Source organism: Stenotrophomonas sp. KH_036_B (assembly GCF_057839485.1).
This window is the reverse complement of sequence record NZ_CM174491.1, coordinates 1,920,650-1,936,822: the sequence shown is the minus strand read 5'-3', so window position 1 is coordinate 1,936,822 and position 16,173 is coordinate 1,920,650. Positions and strand designations below refer to the sequence as shown.

The 16,173-nt window shown below is 67.2% G+C and carries 10 protein-coding genes; 1 reads left to right on the top strand and 9 read right to left on the bottom strand.

Annotation, left to right across the window (positions count from 1 at the left end):
* Nucleotides 1-21: 21 nt before the first annotated feature.
* The 5 genes from AC3ITN_RS08890 to AC3ITN_RS08870 all read right to left on the bottom strand — a co-directional run bounded on the left by AC3ITN_RS08890 (nucleotide 22) and on the right by AC3ITN_RS08870 (nucleotide 7,227).
* The gene (locus AC3ITN_RS08890; protein ID WP_489392704.1) at nucleotides 22-1,215 is read right to left on the bottom strand and encodes an AGE family epimerase/isomerase; all 1,194 of its coding nucleotides are present in this window, start codon (nucleotides 1,213-1,215) and stop codon (nucleotides 22-24) included.
* A complete protein-coding gene (locus tag AC3ITN_RS08885; protein ID WP_489392703.1) occupies nucleotides 1,212-2,210 on the bottom strand; it encodes a carbohydrate kinase family protein in 999 nt (332 codons plus the stop codon). Before AC3ITN_RS08885 ends, AC3ITN_RS08890 begins: the two co-directional genes overlap by 4 nt.
* A gap of 7 nt (nucleotides 2,211-2,217) precedes the next feature.
* Nucleotides 2,218-3,528: an L-fucose:H+ symporter permease gene (fucP, locus tag AC3ITN_RS08880; protein WP_489392702.1), complete on the bottom strand. Its 1,311-nt coding sequence runs from the start codon at nucleotides 3,526-3,528 to the stop codon at nucleotides 2,218-2,220.
* A 44-nt stretch (nucleotides 3,529-3,572) separates the two neighbouring features.
* Nucleotides 3,573-4,646 (bottom strand): LacI family DNA-binding transcriptional regulator, encoded by a 1,074-nt coding sequence (locus AC3ITN_RS08875; protein WP_313342742.1) that lies wholly within the window; start codon nucleotides 4,644-4,646, stop codon nucleotides 3,573-3,575.
* Between the two features lie 118 nt (nucleotides 4,647-4,764).
* The gene (locus AC3ITN_RS08870) at nucleotides 4,765-7,227 is read right to left on the bottom strand and encodes a GH92 family glycosyl hydrolase (RefSeq protein WP_489392701.1); all 2,463 of its coding nucleotides are present in this window, start codon (nucleotides 7,225-7,227) and stop codon (nucleotides 4,765-4,767) included.
* A 548-nt stretch (nucleotides 7,228-7,775) separates the two neighbouring features.
* Between AC3ITN_RS08870 and AC3ITN_RS08865 the strand changes: the two genes are divergently transcribed.
* Entirely contained in the window at nucleotides 7,776-10,856 is a 3,081-nt protein-coding gene (locus tag AC3ITN_RS08865; protein WP_489392700.1) for a TonB-dependent receptor, read from the top strand.
* 709 nt (nucleotides 10,857-11,565) lie between these two features.
* Here AC3ITN_RS08865 and AC3ITN_RS08860 read toward each other — a convergent pair.
* The 4 genes from AC3ITN_RS08860 to AC3ITN_RS08845 form a co-directional block, all read right to left on the bottom strand.
* Nucleotides 11,566-12,309 carry a copper homeostasis protein CutC gene (locus tag AC3ITN_RS08860; protein WP_489392699.1) on the bottom strand — a complete coding sequence of 248 codons (744 nt, stop codon included), beginning with the start codon at nucleotides 12,307-12,309 and terminating at the stop codon, nucleotides 11,566-11,568.
* Nucleotides 12,306-13,304 (bottom strand): glycosylasparaginase, encoded by a 999-nt coding sequence (locus AC3ITN_RS08855; RefSeq protein ID WP_489392698.1) that lies wholly within the window; start codon nucleotides 13,302-13,304, stop codon nucleotides 12,306-12,308. Before AC3ITN_RS08855 ends, AC3ITN_RS08860 begins: the two co-directional genes overlap by 4 nt.
* Nucleotides 13,305-13,358: 54 nt before the next feature.
* Nucleotides 13,359-14,366 (bottom strand): glucokinase, encoded by a 1,008-nt coding sequence (locus AC3ITN_RS08850; protein ID WP_489392697.1) that lies wholly within the window; start codon nucleotides 14,364-14,366, stop codon nucleotides 13,359-13,361.
* A gap of 166 nt (nucleotides 14,367-14,532) precedes the next feature.
* On the bottom strand, nucleotides 14,533-16,131 hold the full coding sequence (locus AC3ITN_RS08845) for a calcineurin-like phosphoesterase C-terminal domain-containing protein (RefSeq protein ID WP_489392696.1): 1,599 nt from the start codon (nucleotides 16,129-16,131) through the stop codon (nucleotides 14,533-14,535).
* Between the last annotated feature and the right edge of the window lie 42 nt (nucleotides 16,132-16,173).

Sequence of the window (16,173 nt, the reverse complement as noted above, 5' to 3'; positions counted from 1 at the left end):
ATCACCTCGCTGGAAGAAACCTCAACGCACTACGTTGAGCACTTCGTAGCACGCGCCCATGGTGTGGTAATCGGTCTTGCCCGCCGGGCTCTTCTCATCGCTGTACTTGCGGTTGTCCGCATCCAGGATGCGATACCACGCGCCGTAGCGGTGATCGATCATGTGCTGCCAGGCGTAAGCCCAAAGACGGTCGTACCAGTCCCAGTAGGCCGTGTCGCCCGTGCGTGCAGCCAGCAGCGCGGCCGTGGCCAGCGACTCGGCCTGCACCCAGAAGTACTTGTCGTCGTCGCACACGCTGCCATCCGGCGCGAAGCCGTAGTACAGACCGCCCCGGGTCCCGTCCCAGCTGCGCGCCACGGCCGTGTCGAACAGGTGCCGTGCCGTGGGCACCAGCCAGTCGGCCTGCACATGGCAGTCCAGGATCAGCAGCAGCTTGGCCCACTCGGTCTGGTGGCCGGGCTGGAACCCCCACGGGCGGAACAGGTGCTTGGGGTTGTCGCGGTTGTAGTCCCAGTCGATCTGCCACTGCGGGTCGTAGTGCTCCCAGACCAGGCCATCGGCCTGCGCGGCCTGGCGGCGGGTCATGTGGTCGGCCAGGAGCAGTGCACGATCGCGGTAGCGGGCTTCACCGCTGGCCTCGAACGCCGCCAGCATCGCCTCGCACATGTGCATGTTGGCGTTCTGGCCGCGGTAGTCGCTGAAGTTCCAGTCCGCGTCGGCCTCGTCCTTGTACAGGCCGAACGCCGGTTCCCAGAAGCGCGCTTCCAGCAGCAACCAGATTTCGTTCATCCATTCGCGCGCTTCGCCGATACCGGCCTTGAGCGCGCAGCTGTAGGCCAGCAGCACGAACGCGACGCCGTAGCAGTGGTTGGTGGCATCTTCCACCACCCCATCGCGCAGCGTCCACGCGTAGCCGCCGCTGACCGGATTGCGATGTACCTCGCGCAGGTAGCGGATGCCATGCTCGACGGCCTTCAGGTCCTCCGGCTTGCCAAACTCGCGGTACGCCATCGCGTGGTTGAACACGAAACGGGTGCTGCTCACCAGGTGGCGGTGGCTGCGGTCGTAGACGCTGCCATCGTCACGGTAATAGTGGAAGAAGCCACCGTCCGGGTCGATCTCGTTGGGCTGGTAGAAGGCCATGCTCTGCGCGATGTGGGCGCGCAGGAATTCGGGGGAACGGAAATCGGGCTGGGCCGGAAGGGTCGTGGTCATGCGGCATGTTCCTGTTGTTGCTGCAGCAGCTGCTGGACTTCGTCACGGCTGGGCATGGCGGCGAACGCGCCCTTGCGGGTGACGGCGAGTGCGCCGACGGCGGCACCGAAGCGAATGGCGTCCCGCAGGCCGCCCGGCTCGCGGCAGAACGCGGCGAAGGCAGCGCCGTCGGCGGTGCGTTCGCCGAGCGCGAACAGCAGCCCGCCAACGAAGGCATCGCCTGCGGCGGTGGTGTCCACGGTGGGCACCTCGAAGCCGCGGACCGACCCCTGGCCCTGGCGGGTGAACCAGCGCATCGGTGCGGCACCGTCGGTCACCACCACCGCCTGCGCGTGGGCGGCCAGCAGGCGCTCGATCACGGCCGTGTTGCCGTCCGCCCCGAGCGGCGCGGCCAGGTAGTCCAGTTCCTCACGCGAGAGCTTGACCAGCTCGGCCAGCGACAGCGCTTCCCACAGCCGCGGCAGCGGGTCCACCCCGGTCGGCCACAGCGCGGGGCGCAGGTTGAGGTCGATGCTGACCATCGCGCCCGCGTCGCGCGCACGGCGCATGCCGTCCAGCGTGGCGTCGGCGATCTCGGTTTCGGTGAGGCTGTTGGAACACACATGGAAGCTGCTGGTGCCGGCAAAGCAGTTGCCGTGGAAGTGCTCACTGCGGAACAGCAGGTCGGCCGCCGGCGGCCGGTAGAAGCTGAAGCTGCGCTCCCCGTGTGCGTCCAGCGCCACGAACGCCAGCGCGGTCTTGGCCGCGTCGGTGCGCACGATGCAGTCGGTCGCCACCCCGGCCTCCGCCAGGCTGTCGGCGAGGAAGTCGCCGAACATGTCCTGGCCGAGCATGCCGGCGAAATGGGTGTCGGCACCAAGCCGTGCGGCGGCCACGGCGACGTTGGCCGGCGCGCCACCGGCGTACTGCAGGAAGGCGCGCGGCGTCTCCGGCGTGGCCGGCGGTTGGGCAAGTAGATCGATCAAAATCTCGCCGAAACAGACAATCTTGCTCATTCGGGCCTCAGGCTCCCTGGCGGAATGCGGCGCTCGGGCGGGAGCCCCACACGCCGTAGAAGAGGATGTAGCCGTAGCACAGCAACGGCAGGATGAAGGACAGGTGCAGCCCGATACGGTCGGCCAGCAGGCCCTGCAGCAGCGGAACGATCGCCCCACCCACGATGGCCATGATCAGCAGGCTCGAGGCCTTGTTGGTCAACGAACCCAGGCGTTCGATGCTCAGCGCGAAGATGGTCGGGAACATGATGGAGTTGAACAGACCGATGGCCACCAGCGAATACACCGCCACGTGCCCTTCGGTGCTCATGGTCAGCGCGAGCAGCGCCACATTGGCCGAGGCGAAAAGCGTGAGCAGCAGGCGCGGCGAGAAACGCATCATGATCGCCGCGCCGGCGAAGCGCCCGATCATCGCCATGGTCCAGTAGACCGACACCAACCCGGTGGCCTGCTGTTCGGTGAAGCCGCCGATATTGGGCATGGACAGGTAGTTGACCATGAAGCTGCCGATCGACACCTCCGCGCCAACGTAGAAGAAGATGCCCAGCACGCCGAGCAACACGTGGCGATGGCGCAACGCATCCATCAACGTGTGCTTGACCGGGTCGGCATTCTCGGTGGTTTCGTTCAATGCGGGCAGGCGGAACAAGTAGACGAACACGGCCAGCAGGGCCAGCGCGATGGCAAGGCCGACATACGGGCCCTGCACGGCCTGCGCTTCCTGGGTGCGGTAGGCCAGCTGCTCGGCAGCGCCCAACGCGGCCAGTTCATCGGCACTCTTGACCGTGTTGCCGAGGATCAGCAGGCCGCCAAAGATCGGCGCGATCGCCGTGCCCAGCGAGTTCAGCGCCTGTGCCAGGGTCAGTCGACTCGATGCGGTCTGTTCCGGGCCCAGCAGCGCCACGTAGGGATTGGCCGCCACCTGCAGCACGGTGATGCCCGTGGCCAGCACGAACAGCGCGCCGAGGAAGGCTTCATACACACGCAGTTCGGCGGCGGGCCAGAAGCCCAGCGCACCGACCGCGGCGATGGCCAGTCCGGCCACGATGCCCTTCTTGTAGCCCAGGTGCGCGACCAGACGGCCCGCCGGCAGCGACATCAGGAAATACGCACCGAAGAAGGTGAATTGCACCAGCATCGCCTTGGCGTAGTTCAGTTCGAACACCGCCTTCAGGTGCGGAATCAGGATGTCGTTGAGGCAGGTCAGGAAGCCCCACATGAAGAAGATCGTGGTCGCCACGGCCAACGCCATGCGCGTGTTGACCACGGGCGCGGAGGAAGACGAGGTGGGCAGTCGGGGCGTTGGAGAAATGGGCATGCGGTACGCGCCTCAATGCGCGGGCAGGTGAAAGGGAGTCGGGGTCAGCGAACGGCGGGGCCGCTGCTGTCACGGATACGGAGCTGGACCGGTGCCACGGTGCGTCGTGGAGCGGCGGTGGGATCATCAAGCCGCTGCAGCAGCAGTTCGGCCGCCTGGCGGCCGCGCTCACGCGGGTTGACCGTCAGGGTGGTCAGCGGCGGCAGGGCCACCGCTGCCTCGGAAATATCATCGAAACCGGTCACCGCGAAATCGCGGCCTGGCTGCACGCCGCGCGATGCAAGGCCCAGCATCAGGCCCAGCGCCACGGTGTCGTTGTAGCAGACCGCGGCGGTAGGCACGCTGCCGTTGAACAGTTCGCCCGTACGCGCCGCCGCCTCGAGGCGGTTGGGCGCCGATTCGATCAGCCACGCCGGCTGCACGGCCAGGCCCGCTTCGGCCAGGGCCTGCGCATACCCGCTACGGCGCTGCTCGCAGGAGCTGGAATCGGCATGGCCGCCGAAGAAGGCGATCCGCTGGTGGCCGCGCTCGATCAGATGGCGCGTGGCCAGGTAGGCCCCCTGCTGGTTGTCCAGCGTGAGGAAGTCCCACTCGGCGCCCTTCAATTCGCGGTTGAACAGCAGCACGTTGGCATTGAAGCCCAGCGCCTGGCGCAGTTCGGTTGCATCGCTGCCTTCGGCCGGCGACAGGATCAGGCCCGCGGGCGTGTGTTCCATCAGCGTGGTCAGCACCGCCTGCTGCCGTGCCGGCGATTCGCCGGTACTGCCCAGCAGGGTCACGAACCCCTTGGCACCCAGCGCCTCGTCGACACCGGAGGCGAATTCGGCGAAGAACGGATTGGACAGATCGTTGATCACCAGCGCCACGCTGGTCGAGGTGCGCCGACGCAGGTTCGCCGCCCCCCGGTTGTAGACATAGCGCTGCCGACGCAGCTCGGCCTCCACGCGTGCGCGGGTATCCACATTGACCAGCGGGCTGCCGCGCAGCACCAGCGACACCGTGGCGCGCGACACCCCGATCGCATCGGCGATGTCGGTCACGGTGACCGCGCGTGCGGCACCGGTGCGTGCGGCGCTGCCTGCACGCGTCCCCTTGGCGCTGGAGGTGTCCTTTTTCATCGTGGCGTGGCGATCCTCATGGTGGTGCAAGCCTAAACGATCACATCGGTCAGCGGATCAGGTCAGGCGCATGGGCCGATCACGACAGCAGGCCCCGGGGACCTGCCGCCGCAGCGGCTTATTCCAGCGCGGCGCCAGGAGTGGCGCACCAGGACACCGGCAGCGCCTCGGCGCGGGTCCCCCAACCGGTTTCCGGGGCCTGGGTGCCGAGCGTGAAGGCGATGGTGCCGCCCTGCTGCAGGCGGCTCCAGTCCACCCAGACCGGTGCATGCGCCTGGCCATCGACCTGCACACCCTGCACGTACTGCAGCGTGCGGCCATCCGCGCCGGGCGCCTGCAGGCGCAGCGTGCGGCCCTGCCCCAGGTCCACTTCAACCTTGGCGAAGCGCGGGGTGTGCAGCAGGAACTGGCCGCTGCCCGGCACGGCCGGGTACAGGCCCAGCGCACTGAACAGGTACCAGGCCGACATCGTGCCCAGGTCGTCGTTGCCGGTCACGCCGTTGGGCGCATTGGTGAACAGCTGCTGGGCGGCGCGCACCACCGTGGCGGTCTTCCACGGCTGGCCGATCAGCGTGTACATCCACGGCGCGTGCAGGTCCGGCTCGTTGTTGGGGTTGTAGCGGTACTGGTTGTAGTAGCTGTACGGCCCCACCACCCATTCCTTGCGCGCGGCCTGCAGCGGCGACTGCAGCAGCGCGTCGTAGGCGAAGAAGGCATCCAGGCGCTTGCCGGCCTGCTCGCGGCCGTGCATCGCCTGCACCAGCCCGGGCATGTCCTGCTGGGCCAGCCACTGGTACTGCCACGCAGTGCCTTCGTGGAAACCGTGGTGCGAACGCGGGCTGTAATGGCCATCGGCCGGCACATACCACTTGCCATCGTCCATGCGCGGACGCGGGAAGCCGCTCATGCCGGTCTCCTCGTCACGCACCGCCGGATCCCACACCTTCTGCCAGTTGCGGCCGCGCTCGCGCAGCAGGCCCGCATCGTCGGCATGGCCCAGACCATCGGCCATCTGCGACAGCGCGCAGTCGGCCAGGGCGTATTCCAGCGTGGCCGAGCCACCGTGGTGCGGATCGACGTCCATGCCCTTCGACGGGAACGCACGATCGTAAGCCACGTAGCCGTTGTCGACGTAGCCGGGATTGCCCGAGCGGCCGGCATGGCGCGAGTTCATCGGCGGCAGCTCGAACGCATTGCGGCGCAGCGCGGTGTAGGCCTCGGCTTCACGCCCTGCCAGCGCGCCGAAGCGCCACAGGTCAACCATGAACGGCGTCACCGGATCGCCGGTCATGATGTTGGTGTCGAAGTTGGCATAGCCCCAGCGCGGCAGCCACCCACCCTGCTCGTTGATCGCCAGCAGGCTGCGGCCGATGTCGCGGGTCACCTCCGGCCGGGTCAACGCCAGCCACTGGTTCTGTGCGCGGTAGGTGTCCCACAACGAGAAGTACTCGTAGTAGGTCCAGCCATCGGCACGGTGGATGTTGTTGTCGTAGCCCCGGTAGCGGCCGTCGGCATCGCTGCCGGTCAGCGGCTGCAGCAGTGCGTGGTACAGCGCGGTGTACAGCACGGTGCGGTCATCGGCGTGCTTGCTGTCCACGCGCACCGTGGACAGCTCCTTGCGCCATTGCTGCTGCGACAGCGTGCGCATGCGTTCGAAGCCGAGCAGGCGGTCGCCCTGCATGCCCTCGCTGCGCAGGTTCGCCCGCGCCCCTTCGGCGTCCACGTGCGAAATGGCACTCACCGCGGTGACCGCGCGGCCCTTGGACAGATCGAAGCTCAACCACGCGCCGCTGGGCTTGAGTTCCCCTTCCATGCCGTGACGCGCGCCGGGCAGGCCACCGCCTTCGCCCCAGGTACCGAACGCCTTGAACGGGCGGTCGAACTCCATGCGGAACCAGGTCGTGTACTGATGGCCACCGCAGAAGCTCTTGGTGACCAGCTTGCCCTCGACCACGCGGTCACCGACCACGTCGATCACGCTGCCGATCACCGAATGGCGTTCGTTGGCCTGGCCGACGTTGACCAGTACGTGGCCGGTGCCGGCGTCGGCCGGGAAGGTGTAGCGCTCGGCGGCGGCGCGGGTGCGCGCGGTGGCCTCGGCGTCGATGCCGCCGTAGCCGGTCAGGCGCACCTTGTAGTAACCGGCCTGGCCGACCTCGCCCTCATGGGTGTAGCCCGAGGCATAGGCCTTGTGGTCGAAGCTCTTGGCGCTGTCGGTGTCGAAGTCGCCGCCCGGTCCGATGGTGCCGGTCACGGGCAGCACCGAGACCTGGCCGCCCTGCTCCCAGCAGCCGGCCCCGGACAGGAACGAATGACCGAACCCACGGATCTTCGGGTCGTCGTAGCGCCAGCCGGCGTAGTGTTCTCCGATCGGGCTGACCTGGATCAGGCCGAACGGGGCCGAGGCACCCGGGAAGGTGTTGCCGTCATCCTTGCTGCCGATGAAGGTGTTGACCTCGCGTTCCAGTCCGGCCGGGGCGGCCTGGAGCATGGGAGCGAAGGCCAGCACGGCCAGGCAGGCCAACCCGGCCACCGGGCGGCGTACGGGGGGAAGAGCGAAGATGGACGGCAATCGGCGCATGTAGGGGTTCCTGTGGGTCGATGACGGTGCGACGAGGCGGCGGGCACGCGCCGCCGGCGAGCCTGCAGCCCCCTGCGAACGTCCCCACACCGCCCCTTTGGATCGCTCCAAACTCACCCTTCGATGAATTTAGATCGATTTAAGTAAACCATGCGGAATTCCCGGGATGCATTCTGCGGCGCAACATAGCCAGCGCTGGGAGCGCGATTTGCCCGGTCGGAGCCACCTTCGGCGGGCTCGGCGACCCAGGTTCCAACCTGCCCGGCCCGCCGCCCCTCCTGCGCCTAGGCACATATGCCCCCTCGCCGTCCATATTGCGCAGCAGCATGCTTCCCCCGCTCCGCCGTGTTAAAAATTCGCCGCCAGCGGTTTAGATCGATCCAACTTTGAACCGTCACATTACCGGCCGTGGCGAGCTGGGGGGCTCACCACGCGGGGAAGGCGGCACGACCACCGGACCCCGAAACCCCAGAAGAAATCGGCTCCAGAATTTAGATCGATACAACTACGTGTCAGCCAAACGGTTCAATCCAGAGGGAGAGAGTGGAATGAAGCAGATGTCCCGCATGCACGGCCGCGACGCGTTGTCGGCCGCCATTACGTTCGCATTGGCCGCCGCCGCATTCGTGCCGGCCACCGTGTTTGCCCAACAGGCCGCTACCCCGTCCGAGACTCCCTCGGCGACCACGCTCGACAGCGTGCAGGTCACCGGCTACCGCTACGCCATCGAAAAGAGCCTCCAGCAGAAGCGCGACGCGAATGCGGTGGTGGAAGTGATCACCGCCGAAGACGTGGGCAAGTTCCCCGACAAGAACGTGGCCGATTCGCTGCAGCGCGTGCCTGGCGTGGTCATCACCCGCGATGGCGGCGAAGGCAAGAGCGTCAGCGTGCGCGGCCTGGATCCGGACCTGACCCTGACCCAGTTGAACGGCAACTACATCGCCACCTCGGAAACCAACGACGAGGCCAGCCGTTCCTTCAACTACACCCTGCTGCCGTCGAACATGCTGTCCAGCGCCGAGCTGTTCAAGTCGCCCGAAGCGCGCATCGACGAAGGCGGCATCGGCGGCACGGTCATCCTGCATACCCGTCGCCCGCTGGAGATGGAAGCCAATTCCGGCTACGTGACCCTGGAAGGCACCTCCTCGGACACCAGCCACGACGTTGATCCGCAGGCATCGGCGCTGTACTCCTGGCACAGCGAGGACGAGCGCTTCGGTGTGCTGGTCGGCGTGACCCAGCAGAAGCGCACCAGCCGCACCATGGAAGCCACCACGGAGAACTTCCAGTGGTACGGCACCGACACCACCGCGCGCGATGTCAACGGCACCCCGATGAACCAGGGTGGCGTCAATTACTGGTGGGGCAACTCCGGTTTCAACGACCAGAACGGGCGCAACTACACCGACTTCTTCATGCCTACCTCGGTGAACTTCGCCGTGAAGGAAGAAGAGCGTGAGCGCAAGGGTGGCCAGTTGACCTTCCAGTTCAAGCCGACGGACAACGTCACGTTGACCGCGAACTACTTCCGCTTCGAGCTGGAGGGTGATTACACCCAGAACATGCTCAAGATTCCGGAATGGAACATGGCGCGTTACAACCAGGACGGCAACTGGGCCGGCGGCCGCCTGCTCAACGGGCTGACCATGGACCCGAGCGGCAGCATCGTCACCGGTGCGCAGTTCGAAAAGCTGGCCGGCAAGACCTACTACTGCAGCGAAGACGAGGCCGCAGCGGCCGGCCTGGCGCCGGGTGGCTGGGGTCCGGACGACTGCACCATCCCCACCCCGCAGCTGACCGGCGGCTACAGCCGCGAAAAGGCGCTGTCGCAGACGGCCGACCTGAGCATCGATTGGGACATCAGCCCGCTGTGGAAAGCGTCCTTCAGCGGCGGCCGCACGTGGTCCGAAGGTGGGCCGTCGATGAACTTCCGCATGTCGGCCAAGCCGCGCCGCCGCGTGGATGGGGTGTGGCAGACCGGCAACCAGTATTCGGCGTGGGACCTCACCGGCACGCCGTCGGCCACGTTCTCGCCTGACCTGCAGCAGCAGCTGATGAACGGCATCGCGGAAGTGGACACCGGCTCGACCGATTCGTCCTGGATGCAGACCGAGGTCAAGCAGAACCACTTCCAGGCCGACTTCACCAAGCTGTTCGAGGCCGGCGTGCTGGATTCGTTCCAGTTCGGCGCCAAGTACAGCGATGGCAAGGTCCACCGCAATACGGGCAACACGTATTGGGTCTGCCCGGGCACCGATCCGGCCGACTACGACAACAACCGCTACCAGGCAGGCTGTGACAACACGGCGGGCATCGCGCAGCCGGGCTTCTTCCTGTCCAATCCGATCAGCAACATCGCCGGTGGTTTCGACGCCAACGTGTTCCCGGGCATCAACTTCCCGTCCTACATCAACTACCTCAACGACCGGTATGGCGGTTCGCACAACCGCACCGAAGAAGACTTCGTCTACAACGTCAACGAGAAGGTCTACGCGGGCTACTTCCAGGCCAACTTCCGTACCGAGCGCCTGCGCGGCAACGTGGGTGTGCGCGTGGTACGTACCGAGCAGTTCGCGCAGTCGAGCGATTCGATCGAACGCTTCAACGACTACTTCCTGGACAACGCGTCCGGTGCGCCGATGTCGTGCAACGACCCGGCGGCGGCGGCCTTCCCGGGCTACGGTTGCGAGAGTGGCTTCGTCCGCCTGCCCGACAGCCTGGCGCGCCAGAAGTCGTTCGAGCTGATCGGCACGGACAAGACCTATACGGACTTCCTGCCGAGCTTCAACATCGCCTGGGACATCACCGACAATCTGGTGCTGCGCGGTGCGGCGTCGAAGGTCATCGCACGCCCGAGCTACACCAGCATCGCGGCTCCGGGCGCGCTGAACTACTACAGCGCCGAGTATGTCAATGACCGCCGTGTGGCCGGTGGCGCGCCGCAGGAAGGCTGGCAGGGCCACGGCAGCAACAAGAACCTGGAGCCGTTCGAGGCGACGCAGTTCGACGTGGGCCTGGAGTGGTACTTCCAGCCGGGTGCGGTCGCGGGTATCGGTCTGTTCCGCAAGAACGTGGACAACTTCACGGTGCCGGTGGTGCGTGACGTGCAGCTGGTGGTCGGCGGTGAGTCGGTCACGGTGCAGGACTACGAGACCCAGGCCAACGGCCGCGATGGTGTGTCGCAGGGCGTGGAGCTGTACGGCCAGTACACCTTCGACATGGGCTTCGGTGTGCAGGCCAACTACACCTACAACGACACCAACCTGGCGTCGATCGTGCTCGATGGAGAGAGCATCGGTTCGTCGCCGCTGGTCGGCAGCGCCAAGAACCAGGCCAACGTGACGGTGTTCTACGAGAACGAGAAGTTCCTGGCGCGTGCGTCGTACAACCGCCGTGGCGAGGTGGTCGGCGGCCTGAACGGCGGCATGACCGAGTACACGGAGCCGTACGCGCAGCTCGATCTCAACGTGGCCTACAACTTCACCGACGCGCTGACGTTCACCGCTTCGGTGCTCAACGCCACCAAGGAAGAACAGCGCATCCACCTCGGCAACGACACGGATGCCCGCCTGGTCTCCAGCCTGTACTCGGGCCGTCAGCTGTACTTCGGCGCGACCTACAAGTTCTAAGCCTTTCCACCCCGCCTACGGGCGGGGGCAACGCTCCTCCACGGCAACCGCGCTTTCTCAGGTGGTTGCCGTTTTTTTTGGGTGCTGGAGCTGGAGCCGGAGCCGGAGCCAGAGCCGTCGTTTGCCTGAGCACGCGCGCAGGGCCGGCGGGTGCCGGGGTACGGGACACGCCGTAAATACGTCCATGTAGGCTCGTAGAAAACATCCATGTTTTCTACGGTCCCGTACCCCGGCACCCGCCGACCCTCTGTCAGTGAGTCGGTGGCCTGGGAATATCAACGGCGGTTTCGATCATTGTCATGCGTTTCCGGGCGTGGGTGATTTCAAGGCAGTCGTTCGGGAATCGACCCTATCGGGATGCAGAACCGCGCACGCCGCGCCGGCCCTACTCACCTTATCGCCCATACGTAATACGTAATGCGTAGGGACACGCCATGCGTGTCTGCTTCTTCCCACCGCCCCCTGCCAACCGTCGGGGAGGCAGGCGGGTAGCCTCCGTAGGGACTGTCAAAAACATGGGTCCGGCGCATGCGCCGGACGGGTTGGGCACGACGCCCAACCCCGGCCTTGCCGATTGCGCAGGATTGCGCAATTGCGCAAGTTTTTGCCAAGCCCCCATGGATGGGTTCACGGCGTGTCCCGTAAGGGGCTGCCCGCCTGCCTCCCTGCTCGTAGCACCGGAGACGCTGCCGTTGCCCTTGCCCTTGCTTTACGGAATGGAACCGTTCAAGGCAGCGCGCAGCGCGGCCACGGTGTCGGCGTCGGTCTGCGTCCAATCGTTTTCCAGGCCACGCAGGTTGGCATTGCGGTACCGCATGCCAGAGGCGCGAACCGACTTCGCCGACGCGTGCAGCTCGTGGCAACCCGTGACTGTTGCGATATTGGCAATGTTGCCTGGCGTGATGCCCGCGCCAGCCATCACCGACAGGCGCTGCCCGGCCTGCGCGACCAGCTGCGCCAGCATCGCACTGCCCGCCTCCGCACTGGCCTGGCCGCCGGAGCTCAGCACCCGCTCGCAACCGAGTGCGATCACCTGCTCCAGTGCGGCCGGCAGGTCACGCGCCGCGTCGAAGGCGCGGTGGAAGGTGATGCTCAACGGGCCCGCGGCGGAAACCAGTTGCTGGCAGAGCGGGATGTCGATCTCGCCATGCGCGTCCAGCGCACCGATCACCACCCCATCGCAGCCCAGCTGCCGGCAGTTCTGGATGTCGCGCAGCATCAGCTCCGCTTCCAGCGTGTCGTAGTGGAAATCCCCCGGCCGCGGCCGGATCAGCACGAACAGCGGAATGCGCATCCGCTCGCGCGCCACCGCGATGCTTGCGTATGAAGGCGTCGTACCGCCTTCAGCGAGGTTGTCGAACAGTTCGATCCGGTTCGCACCGCCCTGCTGTGCGGCAAGGGCCGAGGCGACCGAGTTCGATGCGATTTCCAGCACGTGGCGTGACGCGCTCATGTCTGTTCGCTGGTGTAGACCGACGCCGAATCGCGCAGGTCGTCCTGGCGGTCCTTGTCGCATACCGCGTACACGAAGCCACGGTGCAGCGCGTAGGCGCCGACCTCGCCATTGCGGTCCAGCGCCAGGAAGCAGACCTGCAGGGTCCTGCTCGCCTCGGGCCGCTTGCGCACGACCCGCGCGATCGCCTCACGGCAGGCCTCCGCCGGTGAGCGCCCCTGGCGCATCAGCTCCACCACCAGGAACGACGCCGCGTTGCGGATCATCTCCTCGCCCACGCCGGATGCGGTCGCCGCGCCCACCTCGTTGTCCACGTAGAGACCCGCACCGATGATCGGGCTGTCGCCCACCCGTCCGTGCAGCTTCCAGGCCATGCCGCTGGTGGTGCACGCACCGGCCAGCCGGCCCTGCGTGTCGATGGCGAGCATGCCCAGCGTGTCGTGGTTGGTGCTGTCGCCGGGCCGACCGCGTCGCTCTGCGTTGATCTCGGGCGTGTACTGCGCGGTCTTCAGCCATTCCCGCCAGGCCTTCTCGGCGGCGGGGGTGAGCAGCTTCTCGCGCGGGAAGCCCTGCTGCTCCGCGAACTGCCGGGCGCCCTCGCCCACCAGCATCACGTGCGGTGTCTTTTCCATCACCTTCCGTGCCACCGACACCGGGTGCAGGATGTCGGTCAGCGCCGCGACGGAGCCGCAGCGGCCGTCGCCATCCATGATGCTGGCATCCAGGCTCAGCACGCCATCGCGGTCCGGGTTGCCGCAGCGCCCCACCGTGGGATTGCACAGCTCGCTTTCCGCCCAGCGTGCCCCGGCTTCCACTGCATCCAGCGCGGTGCCGCCGCTGCCCAATACGCTCCACGCGGCCTGGTTGGCGCCGACGCCGAAGTCCCAGGTCGAGACCACCCGCGCGTGCGCATCACCGCGCGCCTGCAGCCGTGGAAACGCCATCACTCCGGCGGCCAGCGCACCGGCCTGGAGGAACTGCCTGCGATCACTCACTCGTTGCTCTCCCAACGCCATGAACCGGCCCCGGGAGGGCCGGGAAAAGAATGCCTATGCGGCCGCGCGCCGGTGCTCGGCGTACCACACCGCCGCGCCGATCACGCCCAGCTCGCCATGCTCCACGCGCCACACCGGCACCTGCTCCAGCACGCGTCGCATGACGCCCTTGGCCAGGAAGCGCGTGCGGAAATGACCATCGTCCAGGAACCGCGCGACATGACTGGAAATACCGCCGGCCAGGTACACCGAGCGCGCCCCGAAGGTCACTGCCAGGTCGCCCGCCAGGCTGCCCAACCAGCCACAGAACACCTCCAGCGTTTCCACCGCCAACGCGTCGTCGCCCGCATGGGCCGCGGCGATCAGCGCTTCCGGCGAGCTCCAGCGCGGAGTCACGCCACGGATCGCACACAGCGACGGATACAGGTTCATCAGGCCGCTGCCGGACAGGATGCGTTCGTTGTCCACGTGCTCCCAGCGCTGCAGCATCTGCGCCAGGACCTGCAACTCCAGCGCGGTGCCCGCGCCCAGCGCGGCATGCCCGGCTTCGCTGGCCAGCACGGCACGCGAGCCCGCCTCGAAACGCAGCGCGCCGCCCAGGCCCGTTCCGGGGCCCAGCACCAGCGCCGGCCAGCGCCCGTCTCCGCGCGTGTCGCCATTCATGGCCACCAGCGTGTCGGGCGCCACGTGCGGAATCGCGTAGGCGACCGCCTCGAAGTCGTTGATCAGCTCAAGCGTGGCCAGCTGCGCGTCGCGCCGCGTGGCGTCCACCGAGACGTCCCACGGCAGGTTGGTGTTGACCAGATGGTCGCCTTCCAGCAGTCCGGCAATGGCCACCACCGCTGTCGACGGCGGTGTGGCGAGGGTCGCGCTGAACCCGGCCAGGATCGCGGCCAGGCTGGGGAATTCGGCACAGGCATAGCGACGCAGCGCGCTGATGCGCGGCGGCTGGCCGGCGGACACGTCCGCCACGGCCAGGCGCGCATAGGTGCCGCCGACGTCGGCGACGACGATCAGGGTGTCGCCATGAAGACCGGGGCGGGGCGCCGGGGCGCTCGACACGTCAGGGTGGACCGGAACTGCATCCGGAAACGGTGTCGCAACGCTCACTCGAAGGCCTTGGGTTGATTCGATTCCATTGCCGGGGAGTTTGGGTGATCGACCCGGCTTTGCAAAGCAGCGCGTGCCGTACAGGGGCGTACTGCGCCCGCCCACGGCACGCCCCGCATCAGGGTTTGGCGACCTGCAGGCGATAGCTCGTACTGGCCATGGCCGTCGGGCCATCGGCGTGCACCGCGCGCACCTCCACCTTGTGTTCGCCAACAGACAGGTCGGTGGGCAGCGCGCCGCGCCACAGGTGCGGCGACGGGGTGGCTTCCGGCGAACGGTCGAAACCGCGCAGGCGCTCGGCGGTGTCGTCGGCGACGTTCTCCACCACCAGGCGGGGGTCCGGCTGCTCCACGCGCTTCATGGTCTGCCATGCGCCCTCGTCCACGCGGTACTCCACCAGCGTATCGGCCTGGCCCATGAACACGTTGGCGTACACGCCCCACGCCGGATAGGCGTCCTTGCGCAGCACCTTGGGCGCATGCAGCGCGATCTGGTAGTCGTCCGGGGCGCGCGCCACGTAGTAGCGCAACCCGTACTCACCGCCCGGCTGGACCGACAGCACGGCATAGCCATTGGGCGTGCCATCGCTCATGGTCGCGTCCGGAATGCCGGTGCTGTCCTTCACGCCCGACCAGAATGCGCCGCAGGCCGCGCCCACGTTGTACTCGTGCAGCGGCTGCCGGCCCTGCCAGCCCTCGGCCGCACCGTGGTAGTAGTGCTGCTGGGTGTGGCTGTGGCCGCTGAGCACCAGCACGTGCGGGAAGTCCTTGAGCAGCGCGAACAGGCGCACACGGTCGGCATGGCGGAAGGTCTCGCGGCCAGGCGCGGCGTCGAACAGCGGGATGTGCATGCCCAGCACGAGCAGGCGGTCACGCGGCAGGCCCTTGACGTAGTTGGCCAGGAAGGTGAACTGGTCCGGGCGCAGGCCACCCACGTACTTCGGCTTGGCGGTGGGGTCGTACACCACGTCATCGAGGAACACGAAGCTGGCACCGCCCTCCTCCACCGCGTAGGTGTCCGGCCCGTACACCGCGCGCCAGCTGTCGAGCGAATGGCGGTCATCGCCGGCATCCATGTCCAGGTCGTGGTTGCCCGGTACGTGGAACCACGGCACCTGCAGCTGCGCGGTCGCCTTGTTGATCTCCGGGTACAGCGACAGGTCGTCGTTGACGATGTCGCCCAGCGTGGTGCCCAGCCGCGCCGGGTGCTTGCCGATGATCGGTTCGACGATGGCACGCTGGTAGTAGCCCACGTCCTGGCGGCTGGCGGTCTGCGAGTCGGTGAACACCAGCATGTCGAAGCCCGCGCGCGTGGCATCGGCATTCTGGTCGGGTTCAAGCGCGAAATCCCAGTTGCGCGGGTTGCTGCCCGTCGCCGCGATACCGGCGTACTTCAGCCGCGGCGAGCCCTGCGGTGCATAGTGCCGCCAGTAGGCCGGCAGGCCGTTGGCCGCAGCGGGGAAGCGGTACTCCTCGGGCTTGATCACGAACACCGTCTGGCCCTGGCGTACCGGAAGGCTGTAGCTGCCGTCGGCGGCGGTGCGCACGATGGCCTCGCCATTGGAGACCTGCACACCGGCCAGGCCCGGATCGGTCGGCCCGCGCCCGGGTTTGCCGTCGCGCTCCTGATAGACCTTGCCGGTCACGGTGGCCTCGTTGGCCCAGGCAGGTGCGGACGTCAACAGCAGGCAGGCCAGCCAGGCAGCAGTGCGGCTCATCAGGGGGTTCCGTTCGGGGTAGGCGATTGTAAAGCGGCACAT

Excerpts from the sequence above, each read along its gene's own strand:
- AC3ITN_RS08890 (WP_489392704.1), bottom strand. The coding sequence starts at position 1,215 with ATGACCACGACCCTTCCGGCCCAGCCCGATTTCCGTTCCCCCGAATTC.
- AC3ITN_RS08885 (WP_489392703.1), bottom strand. The coding sequence starts at position 2,210 with ATGAGCAAGATTGTCTGTTTCGGCGAGATTTTGATCGATCTACTTGCC.
- fucP (WP_489392702.1), bottom strand. The coding sequence starts at position 3,528 with ATGCCCATTTCTCCAACGCCCCGACTGCCCACCTCGTCTTCCTCCGCG.
- AC3ITN_RS08875 (WP_313342742.1), bottom strand. The coding sequence starts at position 4,646 with ATGAAAAAGGACACCTCCAGCGCCAAGGGGACGCGTGCAGGCAGCGCC.
- AC3ITN_RS08870 (WP_489392701.1), bottom strand. The coding sequence starts at position 7,227 with ATGCGCCGATTGCCGTCCATCTTCGCTCTTCCCCCCGTACGCCGCCCG.
- AC3ITN_RS08865 (WP_489392700.1), top strand. The coding sequence starts at position 7,776 with ATGAAGCAGATGTCCCGCATGCACGGCCGCGACGCGTTGTCGGCCGCC.
- AC3ITN_RS08860 (WP_489392699.1), bottom strand. The coding sequence starts at position 12,309 with ATGAGCGCGTCACGCCACGTGCTGGAAATCGCATCGAACTCGGTCGCC.
- AC3ITN_RS08845 (WP_489392696.1), bottom strand. The coding sequence starts at position 16,131 with ATGAGCCGCACTGCTGCCTGGCTGGCCTGCCTGCTGTTGACGTCCGCA.